The following is a 26,401-nucleotide window of genomic DNA, read 5'->3' on the forward strand; positions in this document are numbered from 1 at the left end:
GTTGTATAGCAACCGAATAATAGAGTATTAGGCCAATATTAAGGCTTACGCAGCTGAGATCGTTTTATTAAATTACAGAGCTGCTTAACTTATTGATTTTATAGGTGAAGTCTGGGAGTGGAAATGACAAAGACAGTCAAATACAGCTTGCTTGTGTTGCTATGGTTATTTTCTCAACTTGCTAATGCGAGTGTTGGAAATCAGGAGCTGAAGCAGTTTTTCCAGTCTAAGTTAGACCGCATCAATCACTTCATGCAGGAAAATCATGACAATGCCCTGCAAAACCCTTCTATTTTGATGACTTTCGTTAATACTGACCTGCTTACTGTATGGTCTGCTAAAAATACCATTCGTGCCATGTTTGGTGCTCAGCGATGGTCTGAACTCACTAAAGATCAGGAATCACAACTGATTGCTGCTTATGAACAGACCATGCGTCGTTATCTGTATGAGGTCATGCGCCAATATCAGGGGCAAACCGCTACAGTTGACTCAATACGCTTGAACGACAAACAAAACAAGGGCTGGTTAAGAGTGGTGCTTGATAGCCCATCTTTGCCTGATCTATCCATAGACTTGAAAATATACAAAGAAGATAGCGCTTGGACTATATATGACTTTAGTTTTCAAGGAATTAGCTTCGTAAAAATGAAGCAAAACTACTTCCAGTCAACCTTTGATGAAAAAGGATTTGAGGGTGTGTTGGCCGATCTTAATAGGAAAAATCAGGAATTTAATGAAAAACTGAAGGTTGCCAAGAAGTGATTGACAACAATAAGGGCTGGTACTTAGTTCATTCAAAGCCTAGACAAGAGCTTAGAGCTGAAGAACATCTTAAAAATCAAGCGATTAATTGTGTTTTACCTTTGATAGAGATTGAAAAAATTATCCGGGGTAAAAGGCAATTCATTTCCGAACCACTTTTCCCTGGATATTTATTTGTAGAGTTACAGACCAATGGACAGGACTGGTCCAAGATTCGTTCGACGCGAGGCGTTCGTGATTTTGTGCGATTTGGTGGAGTTCCTGGCAGAGTCCCAGAGTCCGTTCTGGAGCATTTGAAGATACTGGAAATAAGGGATCCAGCTATTGAAACTAATGCTCCAAAAGCTGGTGATAAAGTAGTAATAACCGATGGTCCTTTCAAGGACTTAGAAGGGGTTTTCAAAATAAGTAACGGTGAAGAACGCTCTATCGTCTTATTGACTATTTTGGGCAAAGCTACAGAGATGGAGCTTGAAAATAACAAGCTAAGAAAAGCCTAGACGTTAAAAGGCAAAATTAATTAAAGCTGCAGGTTACATTGTTTGCGCTATCCCACTATAATGGCGCGCGCTTTTAGAAATTGTAAAAATTTTGGACAAATAGTTCGGGCTTTACCGAACAGGAAGGTGCTTTGGGAACCGAAAACCCACGGGCGGTAGCGTACCTGAGAGATATAGATAATATGGATACTAATAACTTTTTAAATCAAGAATTTGTTAATAAAATTAATAAGATAGCCATCGATGCAGGAAATGAAATCATGGCAATTTATGAGAAGGACTTCGATATTTACGAAAAGATGGATGAATCCCCTCTCACTGAAGCCGATCTTGCTTCACATCACCACATTATCAATGAGCTTGCAGCATTAAAAACAGGATTTCCGGTATTATCTGAAGAGTCTGCTGATATTGACTGGAAGGAGCGGCAGTCCTGGTCAACTTATTGGCTGATTGATCCCCTCGACGGCACCAAAGAATTCATTAAAAAGAATGGTGAGTTTACAGTTAACATAGCTCTTATACACCAAAATAAACCTGTATTGGGAGTGGTTTATGCACCAGCAATAGATGTTTTATACTTTGCATCAGAAGAAATTGGTGCCTGGAAAGCAGAAGCTGGTCAGACTAAACAAATAAATGTATCAGATAAGGCAGAAACTCCACTTAGAGTGGTTGGTAGCCGCTCGCATCAATCAGATGCCATGGTTGGCTACTTAAATCAGTACCCTAGCTATGACATGATCCCTATGGGTAGCTCACTTAAACTTTGCCTGGTAGCTGAAGGCAAGGCTGATCTATATCCTCGCTTAGGACCTACCAGCGAATGGGATACGGCTGCAGCTCATGCAGTTGTAAATGCAGCCGGTGGAGCTTGTGTTGTGTTTGATTTAGACAAAAATACAGAGCAAGAGACTCTTGCTTATAACGCCAAAGAGTCCTTATTGAATCCTTACTTTATCGTCAAAGGTCCTGAAATTATTGTTTAGGTGATGTGTTATTGAGCAAAGCAGTTGTTTGGTGCCGATTTACATTGTTTTGAAAATGAGCCTGTATATAAACTAGAAAAACAAGGGAATAAGAAATAAATGAAGGTATATCCAATTTTATTGTTACTTTTTTCTGCCAATGCTGTAGCTGAACCTTGGCTAGATACTCGTGATATTTGGTTGCGCGCGGATATTGAGCAGTTGGCAAGCGAAGGCATAATTAAAGCACCCATTACTACCTGGCCATTACCTTGGGCCTCTATTATAAAAGATTTAGAGGCTGCTTCTGAGGAAGATATGGATCCGGATATGGTTCCTGCTTTTTTAAGATTGAAGCGTAAAGCTGGTATTGAGATGGGCAGTAACGGACAGACGTCTATTTCTTTAAAGGCTGGCAATCAAAATAAGGTCTTACGCCAGTTTGGAGATGAACGACGCGAAGAAGCAGAACTTTCTGTCAGAACTTCAGGACTTGGTAAAACACTGGCCTGGAATATTGAGGCAACTAAAGCTGTTGACCCGATTGATGGTGAAGAAGATAGGCTAGACCATTCATACGTGGCAGCCATTGCAGGTAACTGGATTATATCGGCTGGCGCGCAGGAACGCTGGTATGGCCCAGGTTGGGAAACATCTTTGATCTTAAGCAACAATGCAAGACCAGTGCCCAGTATTTCCATACAAAGAAATTACAGCGATCCTTTTGAAACTCCGTGGTTATCGTGGATTGGCCCCTGGAGCTTAAACGCCTTTGCTGGACAGTTAGAAAGTGATCGCTTTATTCCACATACCAAATTATTGGGTATGAGCGTAACGTTCAAACCTTTCGACTCATTGGAAATAGGACTGCGTAGAACGGCTCAGTGGGGTGGAGAAGGTAGACCAGAATCATTTTCAAGCTTTACAGACTTATTGCTAGGAAGAACAAATTGTGACGAAATTGATGATGGCTGTGATGATCGTCTGAATTCTAATGAAGCTGGTAACCAACTAGCAGGCATAGATTTCAATTGGATAATTCCTACAGAAACGAAGCTGGGTTCAATTTATGGTCAGCTTGTAGGTGAAGATGAGGCTGGTTATGCTCCTTCCCGAAAGTTTTACCAACTTGGTTATAAGAATAATCTCTACTCTGGAGACTTTGCTGTGCTTGGTTATATCGAGTATTCTGATACAGAAAATGAGTACAGCCCAAACTTGACTTATAACCACGGTATATATCAAACAGGTTATCGTACCGAGGGACGTAATATAGGTTCTACCTACGACAACGATACTCAGAGCATTGCGTTGGGGATTTTAGCATCACACAAAAATGGCCATCGTTACAAGATTCGGTTTGCAAAAGTCGACATGAATAGTGATGGTGGTGACGGAAATCATAGCATTTCTAATGATGCCATTAACTTTCGTCAGCTGGAGCTACAATACCAGTACCCAATTGGCGATAGTGTGATTGGTTTTGAAATTGATATTAAGGATAAAGTGATTGATTCCTTTGGCTATCAGAAGGAACGTTACAACGTCGGGCTCTCTTGGGAAATGACATTTTAATCTTTAGAGTTGCTCAATAAAGTATTTATTAAGATTGTTCGTTAATGAAGACAAATAATATGAAAAATTCAGTGCGTAAAGGTCTCTTGCTAATAGGTACACTGCTAGCTCTGCAGGGGTGCGTTAGTGCTCCTCCGGAAGTTTCTGCATCTATACCACTAATTCAAGATCAGAAAGTTTATTCTGGAAATTACTTATCGGAAGATTTCTCTCGCATTATTCAAGGTGCCACTGAAGGAGATAAGCTGCAATATCAGGGCGACACTATATTAGTTGGCAAAGAATATACTTCAGCGCTTGGCCTGAATTGCAAATCTGTAAGAGTTTTCGAAAAAAATTATACTGGATATGACAGTACTGTTTGTATGACAACCAGTGGCTGGTTTATGGCCTCTTCACTAACGGTAAAAAGCCCGACTCCTCAACACTGGGAGGGCAATAATAATGAATAGTTATCTTTTGGATACAAAACACTTACACATCCGATTGCTTTTCTTATTGGCACTTGCCTTGGTTAGTAGTATGGGTCATTCAGCAAGCCAGGAAGAGGCTATGCTCCTCGATGAGTTCGAATTAAGAAGCTCTTTACTTAACTCGAACCAGACTGATAACGCTAACTCAGTACAACAAGTTAACCCCAAGACATATTTAGACCAAAATAGAAACGGTCAATTGCTTCCTGGTGAACAACGAATAGAAAAATTACTTCCACCATCTGAAGCAGGGCTTCCAGCACCTTATGGTGCAAATTTATTTGCTGGTGGCTATGAAAGTGAGCGAGTTGATGGTTTAAACGAAGACTATCTAGTAGCACCAGGAGACAAGATATCTATATGGATGTGGGGTGCCGTAAACTTGTCACAAGTGGTAACCGTTGATAATCAAGGTAATATCTTTCTTCCTGAAATTGGACCTATCAAGTTAAGTAATACACCAGCCAGCAAAGTTAATTCTTTGGTAACTTCGCATATCAGAAAAGTTTATAAATCAAACGTAGAGGTTTACGTCAATCTGCTGAGTCCAACACCTGTTAGCGTATATGTTACGGGGCCGGTTATAAGACCAGGTCAGTATGCAGGGATGGCATCCGACAGCATCCTATACTATTTAAAGCGTGCAGGGGGAATTGATGCTGATCGTGGTAGCTATCGAGAAATTTCTGTAATCAGAGATGAAAAAGAAGTTATTAAGTTTGATCTCTACGAGTTTCTACGAAATGGCGTATTACCAGAATTTAGTTTTAAAGATAAAGATGTAATCCTGGTCTCCCAACAAGGATCAACAGTTACCGTAATGGCTGGAGCAAGAAACTCTTTCCGCTTCGAGTTTAAAGATGATACTGCAAAAGGTAAGGAGTTATCTCATTACGCAAGACCTTTATCCAGCATAAGCCATGTCGGGGTTGCCGGCACACGTCCAGATGGTCCTTTCTCTGTCTACTTACCATTCGAACAGTTTTCAGATTTTGAACTGATGGATGGCGATAAATTATTATTTAATGATGACTGGCATGCACAAATATACGACATCAAGGTCAGTGGCAGCCATTTAGGACCATCACATTACACGGTCAAAAAACGAACCAGACTGCATGATCTTTTGAGCCATGTAGAAATCGATCCAGAATTAGCTGACTTTGAAAATATTTATTTACTTAGAAAAAGTGTCGCTAAAAAGCAGAAAGAAATGATAGACCAAGCACTCGATCGATTAGAACGAAGTGTTTATACCGCTCCTGTCCAATCTAGTGGAGAAGGTGCAATCAGAACCCAGGAAGCTAGGTTGGTTTCCGATTTTGTACGCAGAGCAAAGCAAATAAAGCCACTTGGTAAAGTCATAGTTTCTGAAAATGGAAATATCGCCAATATTCTTCTTGAGCAGGGTGACGAAATTGTCATCCCGCAAAAATCAGACCTAGTTCATGTTGGTGGTGAGGTGTTGTTACCACAATCAGTTGTCTTTAATCCCAATGCAACCATTGAGGACTATATCGCCTGGGCTGGTGGTTACACAGAAAGAGCAAACCATGAGCGAATCATAGTTGTTCATGCCAATGGGTTAGTCAGTTATTTTGAGCAGTCATCATCAAGCTGGATGATCCACTCTAAGAACGAAAATAAAATTAAACCGGGTGATCAAGTCTTGGTGTTACCTAAAGTTGATGCGAAAATCATGCAAGCCGTTAAAGATATGACTCAAATCATCTACCAGATTGCTGTAGCTGCGAACGTGGCAATAGATTAATAGTTATGGCGCAGGTTCAGAGAAGAAGCAGGCTCAGTATATGGAAAGATGTAATCTTTGCTTTGTTTATAAGAGACCTGCAAAGTCGGTTTAATGACAAATTCGGAATTAGTTGGGCGATAATTCAGCCAGTAACATTTATATTTATTTTAGCTTTCATTAGAGGGCTGATGAATGGCGGTGAAACGCATACTATGCCGACATTTGTTTTTATGATGTATGGGATTGTGTCTTTACAGTTTTTTATAACAACTCTGAGCGCTTCTTCAAAAGCTCTAAAAAAAGATAAGCCTCTTTTTGCATTCAGACAAGTTGTTCCCATTAGTTCATTTATAGCTACTGCATTATTTGAGTACATAGTTAAGCTCGTGGTTATTATAGTATTGGTTATTATCATGTGGTTTTTGGGAATTGAACTTGTTTTAAAAGATCCCTTAATGGTAATTATCAACTTTACATTATTGTGGCTATTAGCACTAAGTATTGGGATTATATTTGCGATCTCGACTTCATTTTTTCCCGAGGTCGATAAGTTCAGAGAAATGGCCCAAAGGCCAATGCTTTTTATATCAGCTGTATTTTTTAGTCTACAGGATGTACCACAAGAATATTGGGTATATTTAGACTGGAATCCACTATTACATGCTATAGAACTTTCAAGGCAAGCCGCATATCCGAGCTTCGGAGCTGTAGGCGTTAGTCAATCTTATTTGTACGAATGTACTATAGTGATATTTTTTCTTTCACTGATTATTTACAAACGTTATTGGAAACAAGCAATAAGCGTATGATTCAGCTTAATAACGTTACCAAATATTACCCGTCCTCTTTAGGAAATCAATATATTCTAAAGAATATATCATTCTCGTTTCCAGAAAATAGGAACTTAGCCATTTTAGGCGCAAATGGGGCTGGTAAGTCTACTCTTTTTAGAATGCTGGCGGGTAGCGAATATCCAAATAGCGGTACTATAACATCTTCTGGCTCTATATCTTGGCCCGTTGCATTAGCAACTGGTATTCATCCGCAAATGACTGGTAGAGAAAACACGCGTTTTATTGGCAGAGTAAACGGAGTGCTAGATTTAGAAGAGTATGAAAACAAAGTACAAAAGTTTACAGAGCTAAAGCATAAGTACGATCTTCCCGTTAGATCCTACTCCAGTGGTATGAGAGCGCGATTAGCTTTTGCATGTTGTATAGCTATAGACTTTGATATTTATTTGATAGATGAGGCAACATCAGTAGGAGATCAAAGGTTCAAAAAGAGAGCAAAGCAATGGCTAATTGAAAAGAGCTATACATCTAATATTATTATGGTAAGTCATGATATTAAGGAAGTTCGTCAGTTTTGTGATAGTGCAGTAACTATCGAGGCTGGGCAACTAAAGTTTTACGAAGACTTAGAAGAAGCAATTTCAATATACAGGAAACTGTGATGAACAAGACACCTCAGCAAATAGAAAATGACTTTCTTGAATTAAAAGCAACAATGAGTGAGGAGCAGTGGTCTGATCCTGAGTATATATTTAGTTGCGCAAAAAAATTTGAAACAACTTATCCAGAGCTGTCATTAAGGATAATGCGTAGAGTCAGAAGGCTCAACAATCAGTTAACAAAAAAGTTACAAAAAGAAATTGCAAGAAAAGAAGATGATATACCAAATAATAAAAATGAAGAATATGATAAAGCAGATATCAAAGATAGCATAAATCAAAAAGGTACGGCTCCGTTAAGACACGAGGAGACAATAAAAAAGCAGAATAAAAGTAGTGATACTGAAGCAATACTTAATAAAAGTTGGTTAGAGACAATCGTTACTTCTCAAGTTTACAAAAAACCATTATTTCTGTTTGTGATTTTACCATGGTTACTATTTTTTATTTATCAAACACTAGTAGCCTCTCCGAGGTATGTAAGTCAGTCCCAACTAATTGTTGAACAACCCGATCGTATGGCAACAATGGATACAGGCATGGCATTACTTTCTGGATTAGGCGTAAAGCCAACAGGTACAGATGCGGAATTGGTTAAGGCTTTTATTCATTCAGGTGATTTAATTGACTATCTTGATGAAAAAATAAATTTAAAAAAACATTATACTGATTCAGGGGCAGATATATTTTCGAGACTTAGCAAACATAGTTCTAGAGAAGCATTCTATGCGTATTATAAGAATCACGTTGAAGTTACAGTAGACCAGAAGTCTCAAGTCATTAATATTACAACTCAAGCATTCACGCCAGAATTTTCTAAATTGTTAAACGAGTCAATAGTAGAAAGAGCAGAGTGGTACATCAATCAGATAAGTAACAAATTGGCTGAGGAACAGCTCAATTTTATCGAAAACGAGCACCAATTGGTCGAAGAGCGAATAAAAGATACTAAGAAACGACTATTAGAGTTCCAGAATAAGTATGGATTATTAGATCCTGAAGCCGAAGGAATGGCAATACAAAAAATAGCCTACTCAATTGAAAGCTTGCTAGCGCAGAAGCAGGCGGAGCTTAAGACATTAACAGGTGTTATGAATGAAACGGCTCCACAAGTTACCTCAATTAAGAATGAAATAAAAGCTTTGGAAGAACAGCTGCGCTCCGAAAGAGACAGGCTGTCTGATACAAACAGTGGAGAATCTGTAAGTGAAATCATGTCCAAATTTGTGGATTTCAAGGTGGATATGGAATTGGCGTTACAAGCTTACTCGTCTTCACAGATATCACTTGAAAAATCAAGAGTTGAGGCATATAGGCAAATAAAATATCTAGTGATTGTACAAACACCCACACTTGCTGAAGATAATGCTTATCCAAATGTTAGTTATAACATTGCTTTATTTGCGGTTGTGCTGTTAATGCTATTTGGTATTGGAAAAATTATATACTCCACTATTCATGAAATAAGTAAGTGATATTAATCTGAAAATAATAAATTGAGTTAATATGAATAAGAAAGTTTTAGTAGTTTTTGGGACTAGACCTGAAGCAATAAAAATGGCTCCACTGGTTAAGTTACTTGAAAGTTCAACACGGTTTAAATCAAAAGTATGTGTAACAGCTCAGCATAGAGAAATGCTGGATCAGGTTCTTGAGCTATTTGAAATTAATCCAGATTACGATTTGGACCTTATGAAACCAGGACAAGATCTAACAGGCGTAACGTGTGGAATACTTTCTGGTTTGCAGAATATCCTCGAGGATTTTAAACCTGATTATGTGTTAGTTCACGGGGACACGGCAACAACACTGTCGGCATCTTTAGCAGCATATTATCAACAAATTAAAGTTGGACATGTTGAGGCTGGCTTGAGGACTGGGAACATCTACTCACCCTGGCCTGAGGAAGGTAATCGCAAGCTAACTGGCGCTATTGCGGACCTTCATTTTGCACCAACAAAAACATCTAAAGAAAACCTTCTTAAAGAAGGTGTAGACAGTTCTAAGATTCACGAGACAGGTAATACTGTGATTGATGCGCTTATACAGGTTATCAATAAGCTTGAAAATGACTTAGAACTTTCAAGTAAGTTAGAGCGCCAGTTTAATTCGTTACAATTAGATCAAAAAATGGTATTGATCACAGGTCATCGACGCGAAAGTTTTGGTGATGGTTTTGAAAGGATCTGTACAGCAATTTCTAAAGCTGCACAAAATTTCCCCTCTGTTCAGTTTGTTTACCCTGTACATTTGAACCCCAATGTCAGAGAACCAGTCAATAGGCTGCTTAGTGGATTGACTAACGTACATTTGATAGAGCCATTAGACTATCTTCCGTTTGTTTATTTAATGAACAAGTCCCATCTCATTCTGACAGACTCCGGCGGAATTCAAGAAGAGGCTCCTTCCTTAGGTAAGCCAGTTCTTGTCATGAGGGAAACCACCGAAAGACCGGAAGCTGTATCGGCCGGTACAGTAAAGCTTGTAGGAACTGATGTAGATACTATTGTTTCTGAGCTAAGTAACTTGCTAGTCGATGAAACTGCATATCAAAAAATGAGCTTTGCGCATAACCCCTATGGTGATGGTAAAGCATGTCAAAGAATATTAGACGCATTATTGAAGTAAATAGGTAATTAAATGTCATTTAAAACTGTATCAGTCATTGGCTTGGGCTATATAGGCCTTCCAACCGCAGCTATGTTTGCTTCCAGAAAAGTAAATGTTATAGGAGTTGATGTTAGTCAGCATGTTGTTGACACCATCAATGATGGCAAGATCCATATTGTTGAACCAGAGCTAGACATGATCGTACACGCCACAGTTTCAGAGGGATATTTAAAGGCAACTACAACACCACAGAATGCAGATGCATATCTTATTGCAGTGCCTACCCCCTTTAAAGGTGATCATGAGCCAGACCTTTCATATATAGAAGCCGCAAGTAAAGCAATAGCACCAGTTCTTAAAAATGGAGACTTGGTTATTTTAGAGTCAACATCGCCTGTTGGTGCGACTGAGCAGATGGCTGAGTGGTTGGCAGAAGCAAGAACTGACTTAACCTTTCCACAACAAAATGGGGAATTTGCAGATATTAATATTGCTCATTGTCCTGAACGTGTTTTACCTGGGCATGTCGTTAGAGAGTTGGTTGAGAATGATAGAGTAATTGGCGGCATGACACCAAAGTGCTCAGAAAGAGCCTGTCAGCTTTACAAGATATTTGTAGAGGGCGAGTGTATTATCACCAATGCTAGAACCGCTGAAATGGCCAAGCTCACTGAGAATAGCTTTAGAGATGTGAACATTGCTTTCGCCAATGAACTATCAATTATAAGCGAAAAGCTTGATATAAACGTTTGGGAGCTTATCGAACTCGCCAATCGTCACCCCCGTGTAAATATTTTGCAACCTGGGGCTGGTGTTGGTGGGCATTGTATAGCTGTAGATCCGTGGTTTATTGTCAATAAAACACCTGAAGAAGCAAGGCTTATACATACTGCTAGACAGGTGAATGATTACAAGCCTGCTTGGGTGGTAGAGAGAGTAAACAGAGCAGTTGAATTGATTTGTGGTGAACAAAATAAATCTATAAAGGAGATCAAGATTGCTTGTTATGGACTAGCGTTTAAACCTGATATTGACGATTTGCGTGAAAGTCCTGCCTTACAAATTGTAAAATGTTTGTCCGCATTGTATCCAGATAACTTGGTGATTTCTGAGCCAAATATTGAAAAGCTGCCAGAGGACCTTTGCCAACATATCAAAAGTGAATATGATGGAAATGAAATTGCAGCTGATATCCATGTATTTTTAGTTGCTCACAAACAATATAAGGCATTCAGTAGGAAAAGTTTTAAGTTAAACACACAAATAGTTGATGTTGTCGGGTTGTTTTAATGAAAATCAAAAGAACAATAAAAATAATTTCAAAGAAAATAATAAAGTCCTTTAAAAGGGTATTAATTTTTTTTCTTCCTAGGAAAATAATTGATTATCTAAAGCGTGTAGAAAAAGTAATTATTCTCGCTTTAAAGAAATTTTTATATTTAACTGCAAACTCATTTCGAAATTTAACCTGGAAAAAAAACTCAATACTATTTAATGGAGATGAATACACTTCTTACCCATTTACGATATCAAACAAAAAATCTAAGCAGTTTATTTTTAACAATTTGTTGCCTGGAGATTATGAGCTTACAGTCTCACATAATGATAAATATCTACACTCTAAAAGAAATTCATTTTATGTATCGTTAGATTTTACAACAAATGGTTATAGCGCTTCTAAGTTTTTAAAGCAAAACCTTTCTAAAAGAGAGAGTAGAACCAACCTTCCTTTTGACTATCTTGGACATGGTAGGTTTATTGATGGTATTTATAAACAGACAGTGCTACTAAAATTACAAGAAGATATAAAACACCTAAAAGTAAACTTTAGATCACAGTTTGATAGGTCAATAAACATCAATGAAGTAATATTGCGAGATGTATCTCCTTTATCCATTGATGAGAAAATTAAAGAAAAATTAAAACACCTACCGAGTTCTGTTTTAGTCTATGGCGATATAAACATTAATACAATTGATGGTTCTTCCATTTGGCTAACTTCATTAGTCAATATATTGTCAAAATTTACTCATGTCATTCTGCTATCTAAAGATAACATCCGAACTGAAAGTAATGTTTTAAAAAATATTAATTTAAAAAATGTTACTACATTATTCCCTAGTGACTTTCGTCATTATCGCCCCTTTAGTATTGAAAAAGCTGTAGAAGCATTAAGAATGCTAGATAATGAAACGCCTGTGATAACTGGGTTAGTTACGAGAGGTGTTGAGCTCGCTCTTGAGGTACAGAAAGACAAATACTTCTGTAGTAGGCGATATGTTTATGTTACAGACTTTTACTTGCCAAATCCTGAAGGTATCATTCTTAAACAGGCTTCTAATACTTTGGAAGAGCTTTTATTTAATACAGATTATCTTTTATATCAAACAAAAGAAATAGAGCGGGAACTTAAGAAATTTGTAATCAACAATAAAAGCATAGAAACAATATACTTGCCACCGACAGTTGATCTACCAAATAGCTCAAAAAAATCTTCCATAGAAATTGATTCTGTTAATAATGATGTCATTACTATTGGCTATGCAGGTAAAATCCAGCCAAATTGGGGGGTTCTTGAATTAATTGAGGAAGTTAGAGGGTTAATTTCAAAAGGAATTAATATAGAGTTACATATTGCTTCAGGAAAAATAAGCAATGGTGATGGCTCTTATCCCGGCTTCAAGCAAATTGTATCATCGATGATAAAGAAAGAAGCATTTATAAAATTCTATAACTCTCTTAGTAGAAATGCAGCTCAAGACTTGATTTCAAAGATGGATTATGTGTGGTGCTATAGACCTGCAAGTTTCGAAAATTCTACATTAGAGGTCTCGACGAAATTGATTGAAGCTGTAGCAGCGGGACATAAAGCAATATGTTATCCATCTGATATTAATAAGCAGTTACTCGGTGAGGAATATCCTTTCTTCATTCAAGACTGTAGCAAACTTGGACAGTTATTAAGTTTTAACACAGAGTATTCTGGTGATATTCTAATGAATAAAATTCTTCAAGAGTATTCGTTTGACAGTGTTGCAAACTCTATTAAAGGCAGTTTTACAGTTCATCCTCAATATGAACAAAAAGTTTTGTTTGCAGGTAATGACCTGAAATTTATCTCGCCATTTATATCTAATCTAAAAAAACATGGTGTTAAAACACTTATAGACTCTTGGGATTGGGGGAGCCATTCAGATCTAGGTTCTGTACAAAAGAAAATGGATTGGGCAGATATCATTTTTTGTGAATGGGGTTTAGCAAATGCTGTATGGTACAGTAATAATAATCATAGCCAAAAGCCATTATATGTCAGAATCCATGCCCAGGAAGTAAGGGAAAAAGCAAGAAAGTTTGCTAAAAATATAAATTTTAACAATGTAACTAAGTTTATTTTCGTTTCTGAGACTATAAGAGATAAAGCTATAGAGCTTTATAACTGGCCAATTAATAAGACTTGTATTATCCCTAACTTTATAGAGCCCGCACCTTTCGATAATAAATCGTTTGATGATGAAATAAAACTAGGGATGGTTGGTATTGTTCCAAAAACAAAAAGACTTGATAGAGCAATTGATTTACTTGAACAATTACTAAATCAAGGGCTACAGGCATCATTACACATTAAAGGACACAGACCAGAAAACCTTGAGTTTATGCATGCCCCAGGTAGAGCAAATGAACTAGAATATTATTACGCCTTATATGATCGAATCGAAAACAATCCTATTTTGAAAGATAATATTCACTATTATGGTTGGGGTAATGATGTTCCATTATGGTATAGAAATATTAATGTTATCCTTTCTCCAAGCGATAACGAATCATTTCATTATGCTTTAGCTGACGGAGTTGTAGCAGGAGCGCTTCCCTTTGTTTGGGCTTGGGAGGGGGTTGAAAAAATTTACCCTTCTGATTGGGTGACATCTGGAGAAGTGGATGACCTTATCAATAGATTTAATAATCATAATCGACAAAAGTGTATTAATAACCGAAATGAACTATTAGCAAGGTATGGAAAAGAAAAAATATTTAGCGAACTTGAAAGTATACTCTTTGGGAAGCCAAGTTCAGTTTAATTATTAATTACTATCTAAAATTTGGAAAGTTAGACATGTCTACTATTATAAAAGAAATAGCACAGCTTAAACCTGTTAGAGATTTCTATGATCATTTTTATATTTCGTTAAAGAACCGATATGCTTTTCATACAGTAGGTAAGGCTGCTAATTCAACTGTAAAGCATTTACTATATCAATTAGATTTACAGAACGTTCCAGTGAAAATGCCTTCTGTACATGACAGAGCATCATCACCATTGCTATCTCCATATCAATTATCTAGTAAGGATTATGATTGGGTTTTTACTTCAGACGATTTCTTTAAATTCACATTTGTTAGAAACCCATATTCTAGACTGCTATCGTGTTATTTGGATAGAATCTTGTGTCTAAACAGTCGTCCATACTTCGAGTTACTTAGGGTTCTAGGAAAAGAAAAAGGTTATAAGCCTTCATTTGATGAGTTTATTAATGCGATCTGTTCTCAAACTACTTTTCAACAAAATAATCATTGGCGTGTTCAGTATGATGATACACTAATGTCTAAGGTTAATTATGACTTTATTGGAAAACAAGAAAACTTTGCGTCAGACTTTTCTTATGTTTATAAGCGTATTACCGGTATGGATATTGAAATTGAATTATTAAAAACTAATGCCTCACCCGCAAAAACATCTTCCGAAAAGCGCCTGTCAACATACTGGAATAAATCATTAGTTCAAAAAGTTCAACTAAAATATGAAAATGACTTTAATCATTTTGACTATCCATCTGAGTTAGATATCAATGAGTAATGTAAATAAAAATATTAAACGGGCTATAAGACTCAAAGAGTTTGGTTCAAATGTTTTCCGAGAAATGATTCCTGAGGATGCTTATTTAGCTAAGACCAACGGAACAATAAAAAAAGAAAAATTCATATTAAATACAAATTCCAATGGCTTTATAGTCGATCCTGATATACCAGTATTCGACTCCACGCCTGTTTATGTATTTGGGGATAGTTTTGTCGAGTCAGTGTATGTTCAGCAGGGAAAGAGGTTTTGCGATATTCTTTCAAAAAGCAAATCCTTCAGAAAGCAAACGAACTTTTATAATGCTGGTTATTCTGGCGCAACCTCTCTTCATGTTTTAAACTCCTTAATTGCAAGGCTTCCAGCAAACAAATCTGCATCCGTTTTACATATACTACCCTCTAACGATGTTTTGTCATTATTTAATTCAGAAGGATTTTGGAATTTTGCAGATAAAAGATATTCCCCGATTCAACCGATACCAAGAAGGATGCCTGTAAATCCCGGTGACTTTAAAGAGAATTTAGTTCAACTTAGTCGAGTATTAGAATCAATTATAAAGGTTGCCACTAGTTTTAAGTTTAAAGTTTTTTTCGCAACCACACCATATATTCAAACAGATTACCATTCACTAGCTTGGTATAAGAGTAGAAACTATTCTACTATTTCTTACGAATTAATCATTGAGTGCAGACAAGCTGCCAACCACGTTATGAGAGAAGTTGCTAAAAAGCACAGGGTTATTTTATTGGATCTTGAAGATGAAATGTTAGATAACTCTATGTTTTATGACGATGTTCATCTAAATGAAAAAGGCAGTCTAGCAGTTGCTAAATTAATTGAGGAGGGAGTTGCTAAGTATATTTAGTCTTACTCCTACTCCTACTCCTACTCCTACTCCTACTCCTACTTAATCAATTATGCTCCTTATATTATTATCTTAATTGATACACTCAAGTTTTCTTGTGAGGTATATATTATTAAAAAAAATATTTCAATGATCGTCTGGAATGAATTTTTAACAGACGCAAGAGTTCTAAAAGAGGCTCAATCACTTATAAATGCAGGCCATAATGTGACTGTTCACGCCATTCATACACCTAACAAAACCAAGGAAAGAGAGGTGCTGCCAGGTGGGGTCAAGGTTGTACGTGTTACTCGTAATGCCCTCTGGGGATTCAGAAAAAGGTTTGGTTTAAAGCCCAGAAAGAAAGCATTTCACCTTAGTGAAAATAATAGTAATTCTCAATCAACTAAGCCTATTTCTCCAACAAATGTAAAACCTTCACGATTTAAAACTATGCTTAAGCCTATGATGAGAGCTCTTACTCATATTGGACTATGTAGGGCCTTAGTAAAGTCAAAACCTGATGTTATTCATTCTCATGATGTCAACACACTGATTGTGGCTTGGATTGCTTCAAAAATTGCAAGAGTCCCACTTGTTTATGATGCTCATGAGATAAGTACAAGTCGCGAAGGTTATCAAAAAATTCGTAAGTATGTTGGTTGGGTTGAAAAAAAGTTAATGCCTAAGGCTATTGCTACAATTACTACAACGGATATGAGAGCTAAGTTTTTTGCCCGTGCTTACGGAATACCTAGACCTACAGTGCTGCAAAATAGACCCTCTTTTTATGAGCTAAAGAATTCTAATCGTATTCGAGATGAGCTTTCTCTGGAGCAGCAGTGGCCTATTATTGTGTATCAAGGTGGTATTCAGCCAGGTCGTGGCCTTGAAAGACTAGTCCAAGCAGCACAAGTTATTAATAATGTATACTTTGTGTTGATCGGTAGCGGTCGTTTAGTTCAGCCTATGCAAATTATGGCAGAAGAGTTAGGGGTTTCAGATAAGGTTAAGTTTATCCCAGTTGTTCCTTTGGCTGAGTTACCAGAATATACTGCCTCAGCCGATATAGGCATTCAACCTATTTTAAATACTTGCCTAAATCATTATTCTACAGATTCAAACAAATTGTTTGAATATGTACTAGCTGGTTTGCCTGTAATTGCAACTGACTTTCCAGAAATACGTAAAATTGTTAATCAATACGGAGTAGGTGAGCTTGCTGACGAGAGTCACGAAGGGTTGGTTTTTGCAATAAATAAGCTGTTACAAGACACTCAATTGAGAGAAAAGTATAAACTTAATGCTCTTAAAGCTAGAAAAGAGCTTTCTTGGGAAAGCCAGGAGAAGGCTCTAGTAAATTTATATCAGAAAATATTAAATTAACCAGTCCATTGATATGCTTTCCATATTTATTTTTTTATTTAAATTCTTAAGATACTATTTGTAGCGAGATTTGTATTTCATCGACTGAATTATTAACCTTGTTACATAACATCTTACTATCTTATTTACAACGACCTAACCAAACATATGAATAATAATTTTAAAATTGAAGGACTCAATCAAGAATACTATAGAAGTACTATTGAATATTTGAGGGATATTGAGTTTAGCCCACCCATAGCAGAGTATCCCACCACCCTTAAAAACATTCTTCATTGGGAAAAGTTTTCTAGAAGGTTTTACCATGCAGCACTTATGATTAGTATTTGTAAGGAGGCTGGTTATGATTCAGAAAAGTTTAAGGAGTTCTCGGTTAATTCTCTTAGTATGCTTCGGTCTATGGAACACTGGAGACCTCAAGGAAATAACTTTGATAAGAATAACTGGTCAAATGGATACTTGCCTGGTGCTTGGGCGCTACTGGGTGGAGATATAGAAACATTCCATGCAAAAGGTACTGAATATATAACGCAGTTGCCAAATGCTTCTCATTGGATTAAAAGATCAACAAATCATGGAATAGTTATTCTTTCAACATATCTAGTTGGCGCTAAATTTTTAAATCAGGAACTTATTGGGTTAGATCTATTAAGAGAGATAATAAAAGGATCTTTATCAGACGGTTGCTATCCTGAGGGATTAAGCTACTTGTCTTTTATATTAAGTGAGTTAATTCCTTTGTTAAGGATCACTTGGCCAAATAATATTGATTGGTACTCCCATATTCAAAATTTCTTACCAGGTTTGGAGGGAGCGAAAACTCATATAAGGTTAGCCTCGGGTTTGACAGGTATTCCTAGAGCTACTTTCGGTGATGGTGAGCCGGGAAAGCTTTACAAAAATGGTGTTTTATTTGCTGATAGTCTATCTAAAAATGGCTCTCTAGATAATGTGCTTAATCAAGAACTCAGAATGGATGAACGATTATCACCTCTCGTTACTAATTTGCCTCACTTATCTCATTCAACTGAGTCCGAGAAAGTATTTAAGATGCATTTTGCAACAGCAAGAACCAACGACTGGATGCTATGGATTAATGGCTCTAGAGTTCATTTAACACATAATGCACAGCATGACACTGGTTCTTTCTTTTTTGAGCGTAAGGATTTATTCGTAGGGGAAAGTCCTGGTAGGGAGGCTTGGAAGCATAATGTACCTTTGCTGTCAGATGCCCCTGGATTTCCAAATTGTATTGGGCCAACACCCTTCAGAAAAAGAACCAAGCATGGAATCGTTAAAAAAACTGGAGAGCTTAGTTGGCGTGTTACGTCTTATCCTGATTTTTCAGGTTGTCCTTCTTCAATTGATATACATATAAGAGACTTCTATATCGTAGAGGGTAATTTACTTGTTATTGATAAAGTAAAGGTCACCGGTCCTGGGGAGCCTGTTGTTCAATTTTGGACGCACAATCTAAGTTCAGTTTGGGGCCATCAAAAATACGAAAATCGTACCTTATGCAAAATGAGAAAAGGTAGAAGAGGTTGGATCTCAGCCTCTATTATAGGTACTAAAGAACCAATTGGATTCTACAAAGGGTTTGTCTTTCAAGGGAAAACTTTCGCTATTCCATAGCATATATTCTGTTCAGTTTCTTGGTGTTTGGTCTGTTCCTGTAGCTTAATTTTAACTTCTACCTAGAGATTTACACTAAGAATTTTGTCTTTGGTTTTCTTTTTTATTTCTTGCAATATTCAGCTCAATAACTTCTGCAGATAATTTTTGCTCGAATCTAAGAATAACTTTTATATAGAAAAGCAATGATGCTATAAACGATAGGTATAATCCAATTGAGCCGAATTTGAAGTAATACAATGAGGTTCCTAGAGAAAGCCCTAATAAAGTTGCTCCATAAATTAAGAGCACAGTCTGCCTCACGCTCAGCTCATGGTTTAGTAATATATGATGAATGTGGTCTCGTCCAGCCAAGAACGGTGAGCGACCTGACTTGATTCTTTTAAAAAGTACTGTAGTGATATCCCACAAAGGCAATGCAAACAGCCATAACAAATATGCTGGCTCAAGGGTGTTAGTTGTCTTTTGAGGTAATGTTAGGTAGACAGCAATATATGAAAGACTAAAACCTAGTAATATCGTTCCTGAATCGCCCATATATACACTGGCTCTTTTTCTCCAGCGGAATCGATAGTTGTATAGCCAAAAGCCAAGGGTCGCTCCTAAGAGTGAGCTTGAAATAAGCACAATTTCACTGCCACTTTCTACTGAGAAGCCTAATATAAAAAATAAGGTTAGCATAACCACGCCTGATGCAAGGCCGTCTAGACCGTCAAGCATGTTAATTGCATTTATTACACCCAGGACCGCCAATACTGTGATAGGAAATTGTAATATTCCTAGCTTTAGGTCTACTCCCGCAAGACTTCCCATGGATGAAAGCCAAACTCCATCGATTGACAATGCGGTTGAAACAATGATTGCTTGTAATACAAACCTGAGCTTTGCCTGCAAATCATAACGGTCATCTAAAAGCCCAACAACAAATAGCGCTGAGGCCCCTAGAATTAAGCCCTTGAATTCTGAAAAAAGGGTACTGGTAAATAAAGTGGTTGTTACTGCTAGGAATATTGCAATACCGCCAACTAAAGGTGTTGGTGTACATTGTCTTTTGCGCCCACCGGGATGATCAACCAACCCAACTTTTGGGGCAATTCTTCGTAATATAGGCAGGCCAGCTAAAACTAATATCAGCGCGATCATTCCTTCGGCTTGAAAAAGTACGTGGTCTGTAATGTCTTCAAGTAAGTTTTCCATGTTATTTTTGCTAATAACTGAGTTGCCAGATTATAACACGGCCGTATAAAACCTAAAGAGTTAGAACACTTTGTTTGAAAATAAAGTTAATTAAAGGGGTGTCTTTAGTCATTAATATGAGAAACAATACTCAGTCGTTTAGGCTGCTGAATAAAATAAGCCTCATTAATCTACTCTCTAAAGGAGTCGTATATGCTTCGTGCAATTATGATTGGAGTTCTGAGATAAAGTATGACGAAAAAACTTAACTCTGTTGCTATGATGGTTTGGAATGAATTTATTAATGATGCAAGAGTATTAAAGGAAGCTAATACTCTACAAAGTAACGGCTATAGAGTTACTGTTAATGCTTTGAAATTAAAGAATGAAACCCCTGAATCCGAGGAGGTATGCTCAGCCATTAAAGTCAAACGCATTAGCGGAAAAAAACCAAGAGCTGGGAATCATCGCAAAAGTCAGCTTAGCGCTCTTATAAAAGCCAGCTCACAGATGTTTTCAATGATAAAAATGATGGTTAGTGTTGCTAGGTCTAAACCTGACATTATTCATGCCCACGATATAGAGGTTCTACCTGCAGCCTGGTTTGCGAGTAAGCTATCAGGTGCTTTACTGGTATATGATGCCCACGAAATAAGCACTTCTAGGGAAGGCTTCCAGTCACTGAGAAAGTGGATTGGTTGGATTGAAAAAAAGTTAATGCCCAAAGCTAACGCGACTATAACTACTACAGAAATGAGAGCTAAGTTCTTTTCAAGAGCCTATTGTATCCCTCGTCCTACTGTCTTACAGAACCGTCCTTTATATTACGAACTTAGAACCTCAACTAGGATCCGTGATGAACTAAACCTGACGCAGGCTTGGCCTATTGTGTTATATCAAGGAGGGCTACAGGCTGGGAGAGGGCTTGAGATGTTTGTTCGGGCTGCACAAGCTATAGACAACGCTTACTTTGTATTAATTGGTAGTGGCCGTCTAGAAGATAATTTAAAAGAATTAGTCAGAGAGTTAGATATTTCAGATAAAGTTAAATTCATACCTATGGTTCCTTTGAGTGAGTTACCCGACTATACAGTATCTGCTGACATCGGAATTCAGCCACTTCAAAACACCTGTCTTAATCACTATTCGACTGATTCAAATAAACTTTTTGAATATGTTTTAGCTGGTTTACCTGTAATTGCGACAAACTTCCCTGAGATTTCAAAAATTATTAATCAATATAAGGTCGGTTTATTGACCGATGAAAGCTTGGAAGGTTTGATATCCGTAATTAAGAAGCTGGTAAGTGAGCCACAGTTAAGGGAAAAATATAAAGAGAACGCCCTTAAGGCCAGAAGAGAGCTTTGCTGGGAAAGTCAAGAGACGTATCTTCTTGATTTATATGGAAAGTTATAACCTATTGTCAAAAGTTATTAGGTTATAAGCTATAAATAAGCTCCAATACCAATATCTAATTATTTTATACATCGAAGATTATATGACTCAACAACCAGAAACAGTATTAGTAGGAAGTTTGCCAATTTCTACATTTGAAGATTTGGATGAAGCAATTGGTGTAATATCCAAAGATAATCTTGTTTTGCCGGGTTTTGCTGTTGCCGTCAATGCAGAAAAAGTTATATCGGCATTAAAGGATGAAAATCTGAAAGCTTGTTTGCTGTCAGCTACCTTGCTTTATGCTGATGGTATATCTGTCGTTAAAACGATTAAGCGTAAAGACGTAGAAAACTCGCGTATCCCAGGTTGTGAACTTTGGGTTGAGTTGATGAGGAAAGTAGCAGATTCTGGACAGTCTGTGTATCTGCTCGGTGCATCTGAAGAGACCAACAAAGCTACTGCTGATAAACTCAGAGAAGAGTTTGGAGTTCATAATTTAACACGTAGAAATGGCTACTTTGAAGACGAGCAAAGTATTGTTGATGAGGTAATAAGCCTTAAACCGGATATAGTTACTGTTGCGTTAGGCTCGCCGAGGCAAGAGTTTCTAATAGCAAAGCTCCGCGAGGTGCATCCGAGTGCATTCTACATGGGTGTTGGAGGTAGTTATGATGTTTTTGTCGGAAAGGTAAAAAGAGCACCTAAACTGTTCAGGCAGCTGCATCTTGAGTGGTTTTACAGGTTGTTAAAGCAACCTGGTAGGTTGTTTAGACAGTTTTCATTATTACATTATTTTGTGTTGCATGTGGCTGGGAAACTATAAATAGAATGTATTTTCAATTACAATTGCCACACTAAAAACAAGGCAGTGTTTAAAATTTAATCGGGTCAATTCTTGCAATGAATAATCAATCACTTACACATCTTAAACAGCTCGAATATGAGTCAATTCAAATCATGAGAGAAGTTGTTGCTGAGTTTGATAAACCAGTAATGCTGTATTCTGTGGGAAAAGACTCATCAGTTCTCCTTCATTTGGCGCGAAAAGCTTTTGCGCCGGGCAAAATTCCATTCCCATTATTACATGTTGATACTACCTGGAAATTCCGAGAGATGATTGAGTTTCGCGACCGAATGGCTAAGGAGTATGACTTTGAGCTACTGGTTCATCAAAACCCAGAAGGCTTGGCTATGAATGTTGGGCCATTTACTCACGGCAGTGCTACTCATACGGATATCATGAAAACTCAGGCCTTGAAACAGGCGCTGGATCACTATCAGTTTGATGCTGCATTTGGCGGTGCCCGTCGTGACGAAGAAAAGTCGCGTGCTAAAGAACGTGTTTATTCATTCCGTGATAAGAAGCATCGCTGGGATCCCAAGAATCAAAGACCTGAACTATGGAATATCTATAACGGAAAAGTTCACAAAGGTGAAAGTATTCGAGTCTTCCCATTGTCCAACTGGACTGAGCTGGATATTTGGCAATATATTTATTTAGAGAATATCCAAATTCCTGACTTGTATTTCTCTAAGGAGCGCCCTGTTGTTGAGCGCGATGGTACTTTGATTATGGTCGATGATGACCGTATGCCATTGGAGGAGGGCGAAAAGCCAATGATGAAGAAGGTACGCTTCCGTACGTTAGGCTGTTACCCATTAACGGGTGCGGTTGAGTCTGAAGCTGACACTCTTCCCGCCATTATTCAGGAAATGTTATTAACTAAGACTTCAGAGCGGCAGGGTCGTGTTATTGATCGAGACAGTTCTGGGTCAATGGAAAAGAAAAAAATTGAGGGGTACTTCTAATGTCTCATGCATCACCTTTGATTCAAGAAGATATCCTTAGTTACCTTGAACAGCATGAAAACAAAGAGTTGTTACGATTTATCACCTGCGGAAGCGTTGATGATGGTAAGAGCACTTTAATTGGTCGCTTACTTCATGACAGCAAAATGATCTTTGAAGATCAGTTAGCGGCAATCACTGAAGACAGTAAAAAGTCAGGCACCACGGGGGATAAAGTTGACTTGGCATTATTAGTCGATGGCTTGCAATCTGAAAGAGAGCAAGGCATTACGATCGATGTTGCCTATCGTTATTTCTCAACTGATAAACGTAAATTTATTATTGCCGATACTCCCGGACATGAACAGTATACCCGTAATATGGCAACTGGAGCCTCGACTTCAGATTTAGCTATTATTCTTATCGATGCCCGTTATGGAGTTCAAACGCAAACCAGACGCCACAGCTTTATCTGTTCATTATTAGGAATTAAGCATGTAATCGTAGCGGTCAATAAAATGGACTTAGTGGATTACTCTCAGGAAGTTTACAAATCAATTCAAGCTGATTATTTAAAGTTAGCCGGCACACTGGATATTCCTGACATTCGTTTCGTACCGATTTCAGCGCTGGATGGCGATAATGTAGTAAACCCAAGTGAGAACATGAAGTGGTTCCGAGGTTCTCCTCTTATGCACTATCTAGAGATCACTGAAATCGCGCATGATATTAATTTGGAAGATTTCAGGTTCCCAGTTCAGTATGTCAATCGTCCAAACCTTGATTTCAGGGGTTATGCTGGAACTATTGCTTCAGGCTCCATTAAAGTCGGAGATACTATCCGTGCTTTGCCTTCCGGAAAACTATCAACAGTTAAATCAATTGTTACTTTCGAAGGTGAGCTAGAAGAGGCTACAGCGCCTATGGCTGTGACTATTACGTTGAACGATGAAATAGATATCAGCCGTGGCGATATGATTGTAAAGAAAGACAATCTACCACATGTTTCTTCTAGGATGAGAGCTAAGGTCGTTTGGATGCACGAACAGCCAATGACTGAGCACAAAGAGTACTATATTAAGTTTAACAGTAAGCTAACGACAGGTGAGTTCGACAAGATTCATCATCGAATTGATGTTAATACCATGGTCGAGCATCCAGCAGGCCAATTGGAGCTTAATGAAATTGGGCTGGTGGATTTAGAAGTGGGCGAGAAGGTAATGTTTGATGATTATCGTTCGAACCACAAAACTGGTGCTTTTATCATTATTGATCGATTAAGCAACGTAACTGTAGGCGCTGGTATGATTGAAGAGCCTCTTTCTGACTCTGAGAAAGACAGTGAACCCAGAGAGATTAGTGCTTATGAGTTGGAGTTAAATCAATTTGTAAGAAAGCATTTCCCACACTGGGGTGCTAAAGATATATCAAAATCGAACTAAAAAGTGTTGGGAACGCTATGCTCCTAGAGCAAATTTACGTTTTTAGCATAATTATAGCCATGCTAGTTGGGCTAGTCTTGAACTTGGCCCGGCCTGCATGGCTTTTTTCGTTAGCGGCATTAGCTCTTTATTTTCCTGGTTTCGTTTCTGCTGAACGATTTTTTAGTCATGCGGTGAATCCTGCAGTCCTGACATTAATATTACTTCTGGTTTGCTCGATAGCATTGGAGCGAACTCGTGCTCTTGCATGGATCAGTCGGCATCTGTTTAATAAAAGTCAGTTTATAACGCTAGCAAAAATGGGTGGGTTAGTAGCTGCAAGCTCTGCATTTTTAAATAACACAGCCATTGTTGCCTCGTTGATGGGCGCAGTACGGAATAACTCGAGTCAATCAGCTAAACGACTTTTGATACCTCTATCTTATTTCGCCATTTTAGGTGGCACACTGACGCTTATCGGAACATCTACAAACCTGGTAGTTAACAGCTTCCTAGTTGATTATGGAAAGCCTGGCTTTAATTTCTTCGACTTTTTACCTGTTGGGTTGATGATTTTATTAGTTAGTGGGGTTGCGGTCATTATCGTAAGCTACTGGCTACCTGAGGATAAAATTACTGGAACCGTTTCTCGAGAATATTTCCTTGAAGCAAGGATCGAAACTGATAGTGTTCTAATTGGTAAGTCGGTTTACCAAGCTGGCTTGACCACGATTACTGGTTTGGATTTGGTCGAAGTTGTTCGTGGTGAACAGGTTATTGCTCCGGTTGAGCATGACTTTGAATTACAGCAGGGTGATCTACTGATTTACTGCGGTGATGTAAAGTTGGCAAAGCAGCTTGCTAGTGTAAAAGGACTAAGCGTTTTTGCGGAAGATTCAGGTTTACTGGATAAACATCTCAAAGAAGTTATTGTCAGTCCAATGTCTACTTTGATTGGTCGCACTTTAAAACAAAGTAGCTTCCGAGCGCATTTCGACGCAGCGGTTGTTGCGATTGGACGAAATGGTGGCCGATTATCTGGCGCGCTAGGAGAAGTGGAAATCCGAGCTGGAGATAAACTCGTTATCGCAACTGGTCTTGATTTTTATAAGCGGCCTAACGTTGAGCGTAACTTTATATTTCTAGACAAAGTTCAACTGCACCCACCCTTAAAAATATCTCAGGAAGTTATTACTTTTGCTGGTTTTTTCATGGCCATAACTTTGGCGGCAATAGGGCTGGTCAATTTGCTGACGGCAATGATGGCTTATCTGATACTTATTCTTGCTACAAAAGTCATTAGTGCCACAGAAGTAAGACGACGATTACCATTAGAAATTTGGCTGGTAATTGCGTCGGCTTTAGCAATTGCTGATGTATTTAACCAGGTTGGTGTAGCGACCTTAATTGCAAAAGCAGTAACAGGGTTGTTTGATATCCAGGGTAGTAACGACTTAACCGGAATTTACCTATCGTTTATCAGTATTTACCTAATAACTTGGATCATAACCGAAATGGTAACCAACAATGCCGCGGCTGCCCTGATGTTTCCTGTAGCCTTTGGTTTGGCAGAGTCTATCGGTGTAAACTACATGCCATTTGTTATGGCAGTTGCATACGGTGCTTCTGCAAGTTTCATTAGCCCATATGGTTATCAAACTAATCTGATGGTAATGAATGTAGGCAGCTACAGCTTTAAAGACTTTGCAAAAGTCGGTTGGTTAGTCTCGCTAAGCTTTACCATTGTGGCTTTAGTCATGATACCGATAGTGTTTCCATTTTCGTGAATTTAGGAGAGAGT

Annotated in this window: 22 protein-coding genes; 21 read left to right on the plus strand and 1 reads right to left on the minus strand. The window is 38.0% G+C overall.

Going from position 1 to position 26,401, the window contains the following annotated elements; genetic code table 11:
• The first annotated feature begins 123 nt into the window (after positions 1-123).
• The 16 genes from CW740_RS04200 to CW740_RS04275 all read left to right on the plus strand — a co-directional run bounded on the left by CW740_RS04200 (position 124) and on the right by CW740_RS04275 (position 18,817).
• Positions 124-765 carry an MlaC/ttg2D family ABC transporter substrate-binding protein gene (locus CW740_RS04200; RefSeq protein WP_106646364.1) on the plus strand — a complete coding sequence of 214 codons (642 nt, stop codon included), beginning with the start codon at positions 124-126 and terminating at the stop codon, positions 763-765.
• Positions 762-1,265 carry a transcription/translation regulatory transformer protein RfaH gene (gene rfaH, locus CW740_RS04205; protein WP_106646365.1) on the plus strand — a complete coding sequence of 168 codons (504 nt, stop codon included), beginning with the start codon at positions 762-764 and terminating at the stop codon, positions 1,263-1,265. Before CW740_RS04200 ends, rfaH begins: the two co-directional genes overlap by 4 nt.
• A 182-nt stretch (positions 1,266-1,447) precedes the next feature.
• Positions 1,448-2,254 (plus strand): 3'(2'),5'-bisphosphate nucleotidase CysQ, encoded by an 807-nt coding sequence (gene cysQ / locus CW740_RS04210; protein ID WP_106646366.1) that lies wholly within the window; start codon positions 1,448-1,450, stop codon positions 2,252-2,254.
• A gap of 99 nt (positions 2,255-2,353) precedes the next feature.
• On the plus strand, positions 2,354-3,808 hold the full coding sequence (locus tag CW740_RS04215) for a capsule assembly Wzi family protein (RefSeq protein WP_106646367.1): 1,455 nt from the start codon (positions 2,354-2,356) through the stop codon (positions 3,806-3,808).
• A 44-nt stretch (positions 3,809-3,852) separates the two neighbouring features.
• Positions 3,853-4,260: a hypothetical protein gene (locus CW740_RS04220; RefSeq protein WP_106646368.1), complete on the plus strand. Its 408-nt coding sequence runs from the start codon at positions 3,853-3,855 to the stop codon at positions 4,258-4,260.
• Positions 4,253-6,052 (plus strand): polysaccharide biosynthesis/export family protein, encoded by a 1,800-nt coding sequence (locus tag CW740_RS04225; RefSeq protein ID WP_106646369.1) that lies wholly within the window; start codon positions 4,253-4,255, stop codon positions 6,050-6,052. Before CW740_RS04220 ends, CW740_RS04225 begins: the two co-directional genes overlap by 8 nt.
• Before the next feature lie 5 nt (positions 6,053-6,057).
• Complete coding sequence (locus CW740_RS04230) at positions 6,058-6,843, plus strand: ABC transporter permease (RefSeq protein ID WP_106646370.1); 786 nt, start codon at positions 6,058-6,060, stop codon at positions 6,841-6,843.
• Positions 6,840-7,490: an ABC transporter ATP-binding protein gene (locus tag CW740_RS04235; RefSeq protein WP_106646371.1), complete on the plus strand. Its 651-nt coding sequence runs from the start codon at positions 6,840-6,842 to the stop codon at positions 7,488-7,490. The genes CW740_RS04230 and CW740_RS04235 overlap by 4 nt, the downstream gene beginning before the upstream one ends.
• Positions 7,490-8,962, plus strand: a complete 1,473-nt coding sequence (locus CW740_RS04240; RefSeq protein ID WP_106646372.1) for a lipopolysaccharide biosynthesis protein — start codon at positions 7,490-7,492, stop codon at positions 8,960-8,962. Before CW740_RS04235 ends, CW740_RS04240 begins: the two co-directional genes overlap by 1 nt.
• A gap of 31 nt (positions 8,963-8,993) precedes the next feature.
• Positions 8,994-10,115 (plus strand): non-hydrolyzing UDP-N-acetylglucosamine 2-epimerase, encoded by a 1,122-nt coding sequence (gene wecB, locus CW740_RS04245; RefSeq protein ID WP_106646373.1) that lies wholly within the window; start codon positions 8,994-8,996, stop codon positions 10,113-10,115.
• 12 nt (positions 10,116-10,127) lie between these two features.
• Positions 10,128-11,387: a UDP-N-acetyl-D-mannosamine dehydrogenase gene (wecC, locus tag CW740_RS04250; protein ID WP_106646374.1), complete on the plus strand. Its 1,260-nt coding sequence runs from the start codon at positions 10,128-10,130 to the stop codon at positions 11,385-11,387.
• Positions 11,387-14,173, plus strand: a complete 2,787-nt coding sequence (locus CW740_RS04255) for a glycosyltransferase family protein (protein ID WP_106646375.1) — start codon at positions 11,387-11,389, stop codon at positions 14,171-14,173. The genes wecC and CW740_RS04255 overlap by 1 nt, the downstream gene beginning before the upstream one ends.
• Before the next feature lie 35 nt (positions 14,174-14,208).
• On the plus strand, positions 14,209-14,949 hold the full coding sequence (locus tag CW740_RS04260; RefSeq protein ID WP_106646376.1) for a sulfotransferase family 2 domain-containing protein: 741 nt from the start codon (positions 14,209-14,211) through the stop codon (positions 14,947-14,949).
• Entirely contained in the window at positions 14,942-15,817 is an 876-nt protein-coding gene (locus CW740_RS04265) for an SGNH/GDSL hydrolase family protein (protein WP_106646377.1), read from the plus strand. The genes CW740_RS04260 and CW740_RS04265 overlap by 8 nt, the downstream gene beginning before the upstream one ends.
• A 129-nt stretch (positions 15,818-15,946) precedes the next feature.
• Positions 15,947-17,182, plus strand: a complete 1,236-nt coding sequence (locus CW740_RS04270) for a glycosyltransferase (protein ID WP_106646378.1) — start codon at positions 15,947-15,949, stop codon at positions 17,180-17,182.
• Between the two features lie 147 nt (positions 17,183-17,329).
• Positions 17,330-18,817: a hypothetical protein gene (locus CW740_RS04275; protein ID WP_106646379.1), complete on the plus strand. Its 1,488-nt coding sequence runs from the start codon at positions 17,330-17,332 to the stop codon at positions 18,815-18,817.
• Between the two features lie 75 nt (positions 18,818-18,892).
• Here the strand turns inward: CW740_RS04275 and CW740_RS04280 are convergent, their stop codons facing one another.
• Positions 18,893-20,014, minus strand: a complete 1,122-nt coding sequence (locus CW740_RS04280; protein WP_106646380.1) for a glycosyltransferase family 4 protein — start codon at positions 20,012-20,014, stop codon at positions 18,893-18,895.
• A 231-nt stretch (positions 20,015-20,245) separates the two neighbouring features.
• Here CW740_RS04280 and CW740_RS04285 point away from each other — a divergent pair, with 231 nt between their 5' ends.
• The 5 genes from CW740_RS04285 (at position 20,246) to CW740_RS04305 (ending at position 26,387) form a co-directional block, all read left to right on the plus strand.
• Positions 20,246-21,409 (plus strand): glycosyltransferase family 4 protein, encoded by a 1,164-nt coding sequence (locus CW740_RS04285; protein WP_198555371.1) that lies wholly within the window; start codon positions 20,246-20,248, stop codon positions 21,407-21,409.
• An 82-nt stretch (positions 21,410-21,491) separates the two neighbouring features.
• Positions 21,492-22,214: a WecB/TagA/CpsF family glycosyltransferase gene (locus CW740_RS04290; RefSeq protein WP_188459747.1), complete on the plus strand. Its 723-nt coding sequence runs from the start codon at positions 21,492-21,494 to the stop codon at positions 22,212-22,214.
• A 77-nt stretch (positions 22,215-22,291) separates the two neighbouring features.
• Positions 22,292-23,200, plus strand: coding sequence for a sulfate adenylyltransferase subunit CysD (cysD, locus tag CW740_RS04295; protein WP_106646382.1), 909 nt, complete (start codon positions 22,292-22,294; stop codon positions 23,198-23,200).
• Positions 23,200-24,621 (plus strand): sulfate adenylyltransferase subunit CysN, encoded by a 1,422-nt coding sequence (gene cysN, locus CW740_RS04300; RefSeq protein WP_106646383.1) that lies wholly within the window; start codon positions 23,200-23,202, stop codon positions 24,619-24,621. Before cysD ends, cysN begins: the two co-directional genes overlap by 1 nt.
• Positions 24,622-24,638: 17 nt before the next feature.
• Positions 24,639-26,387, plus strand: a complete 1,749-nt coding sequence (locus CW740_RS04305) for an SLC13 family permease (protein WP_106646384.1) — start codon at positions 24,639-24,641, stop codon at positions 26,385-26,387.
• Positions 26,388-26,401: the final 14 nt, after the last annotated feature.

Source organism: Kangiella profundi (genome assembly GCF_002838765.1).
GTDB lineage: Bacteria > Pseudomonadota > Gammaproteobacteria > Enterobacterales > Kangiellaceae > Kangiella > Kangiella profundi.

What these genes read in the sequence shown, in the direction of transcription:
- CW740_RS04260 (WP_106646376.1), top strand. Translation starts at nt 14,209, where the DNA reads ATGTCTACTATTATAAAAGAAATAGCACAGCTTAAACCTGTTAGAGAT.
- CW740_RS04220 (WP_106646368.1), top strand. Translation starts at nt 3,853, where the DNA reads ATGAAGACAAATAATATGAAAAATTCAGTGCGTAAAGGTCTCTTGCTA.
- CW740_RS04305 (WP_106646384.1), top strand. Translation starts at nt 24,639, where the DNA reads ATGCTCCTAGAGCAAATTTACGTTTTTAGCATAATTATAGCCATGCTA.
- CW740_RS04255 (WP_106646375.1), top strand. Translation starts at nt 11,387, where the DNA reads ATGAAAATCAAAAGAACAATAAAAATAATTTCAAAGAAAATAATAAAG.
- CW740_RS04270 (WP_106646378.1), top strand. Translation starts at nt 15,947, where the DNA reads ATGATCGTCTGGAATGAATTTTTAACAGACGCAAGAGTTCTAAAAGAG.
- CW740_RS04240 (WP_106646372.1), top strand. Translation starts at nt 7,490, where the DNA reads ATGAACAAGACACCTCAGCAAATAGAAAATGACTTTCTTGAATTAAAA.
- CW740_RS04265 (WP_106646377.1), top strand. Translation starts at nt 14,942, where the DNA reads ATGAGTAATGTAAATAAAAATATTAAACGGGCTATAAGACTCAAAGAG.
- CW740_RS04290 (WP_188459747.1), top strand. Translation starts at nt 21,492, where the DNA reads ATGACTCAACAACCAGAAACAGTATTAGTAGGAAGTTTGCCAATTTCT.
- CW740_RS04285 (WP_198555371.1), top strand. Translation starts at nt 20,246, where the DNA reads ATGACGAAAAAACTTAACTCTGTTGCTATGATGGTTTGGAATGAATTT.
- CW740_RS04275 (WP_106646379.1), top strand. Translation starts at nt 17,330, where the DNA reads ATGAATAATAATTTTAAAATTGAAGGACTCAATCAAGAATACTATAGA.
- cysN (WP_106646383.1), top strand. Translation starts at nt 23,200, where the DNA reads ATGTCTCATGCATCACCTTTGATTCAAGAAGATATCCTTAGTTACCTT.
- wecB (WP_106646373.1), top strand. Translation starts at nt 8,994, where the DNA reads ATGAATAAGAAAGTTTTAGTAGTTTTTGGGACTAGACCTGAAGCAATA.
- CW740_RS04200 (WP_106646364.1), top strand. Translation starts at nt 124, where the DNA reads ATGACAAAGACAGTCAAATACAGCTTGCTTGTGTTGCTATGGTTATTT.
- wecC (WP_106646374.1), top strand. Translation starts at nt 10,128, where the DNA reads ATGTCATTTAAAACTGTATCAGTCATTGGCTTGGGCTATATAGGCCTT.
- CW740_RS04225 (WP_106646369.1), top strand. Translation starts at nt 4,253, where the DNA reads ATGAATAGTTATCTTTTGGATACAAAACACTTACACATCCGATTGCTT.
- cysQ (WP_106646366.1), top strand. Translation starts at nt 1,448, where the DNA reads ATGGATACTAATAACTTTTTAAATCAAGAATTTGTTAATAAAATTAAT.
- CW740_RS04215 (WP_106646367.1), top strand. Translation starts at nt 2,354, where the DNA reads ATGAAGGTATATCCAATTTTATTGTTACTTTTTTCTGCCAATGCTGTA.
- CW740_RS04230 (WP_106646370.1), top strand. Translation starts at nt 6,058, where the DNA reads ATGGCGCAGGTTCAGAGAAGAAGCAGGCTCAGTATATGGAAAGATGTA.
- cysD (WP_106646382.1), top strand. Translation starts at nt 22,292, where the DNA reads ATGAATAATCAATCACTTACACATCTTAAACAGCTCGAATATGAGTCA.
- CW740_RS04280 (WP_106646380.1), bottom strand. Translation starts at nt 20,014, where the DNA reads ATGGAAAACTTACTTGAAGACATTACAGACCACGTACTTTTTCAAGCC.
- CW740_RS04235 (WP_106646371.1), top strand. Translation starts at nt 6,840, where the DNA reads ATGATTCAGCTTAATAACGTTACCAAATATTACCCGTCCTCTTTAGGA.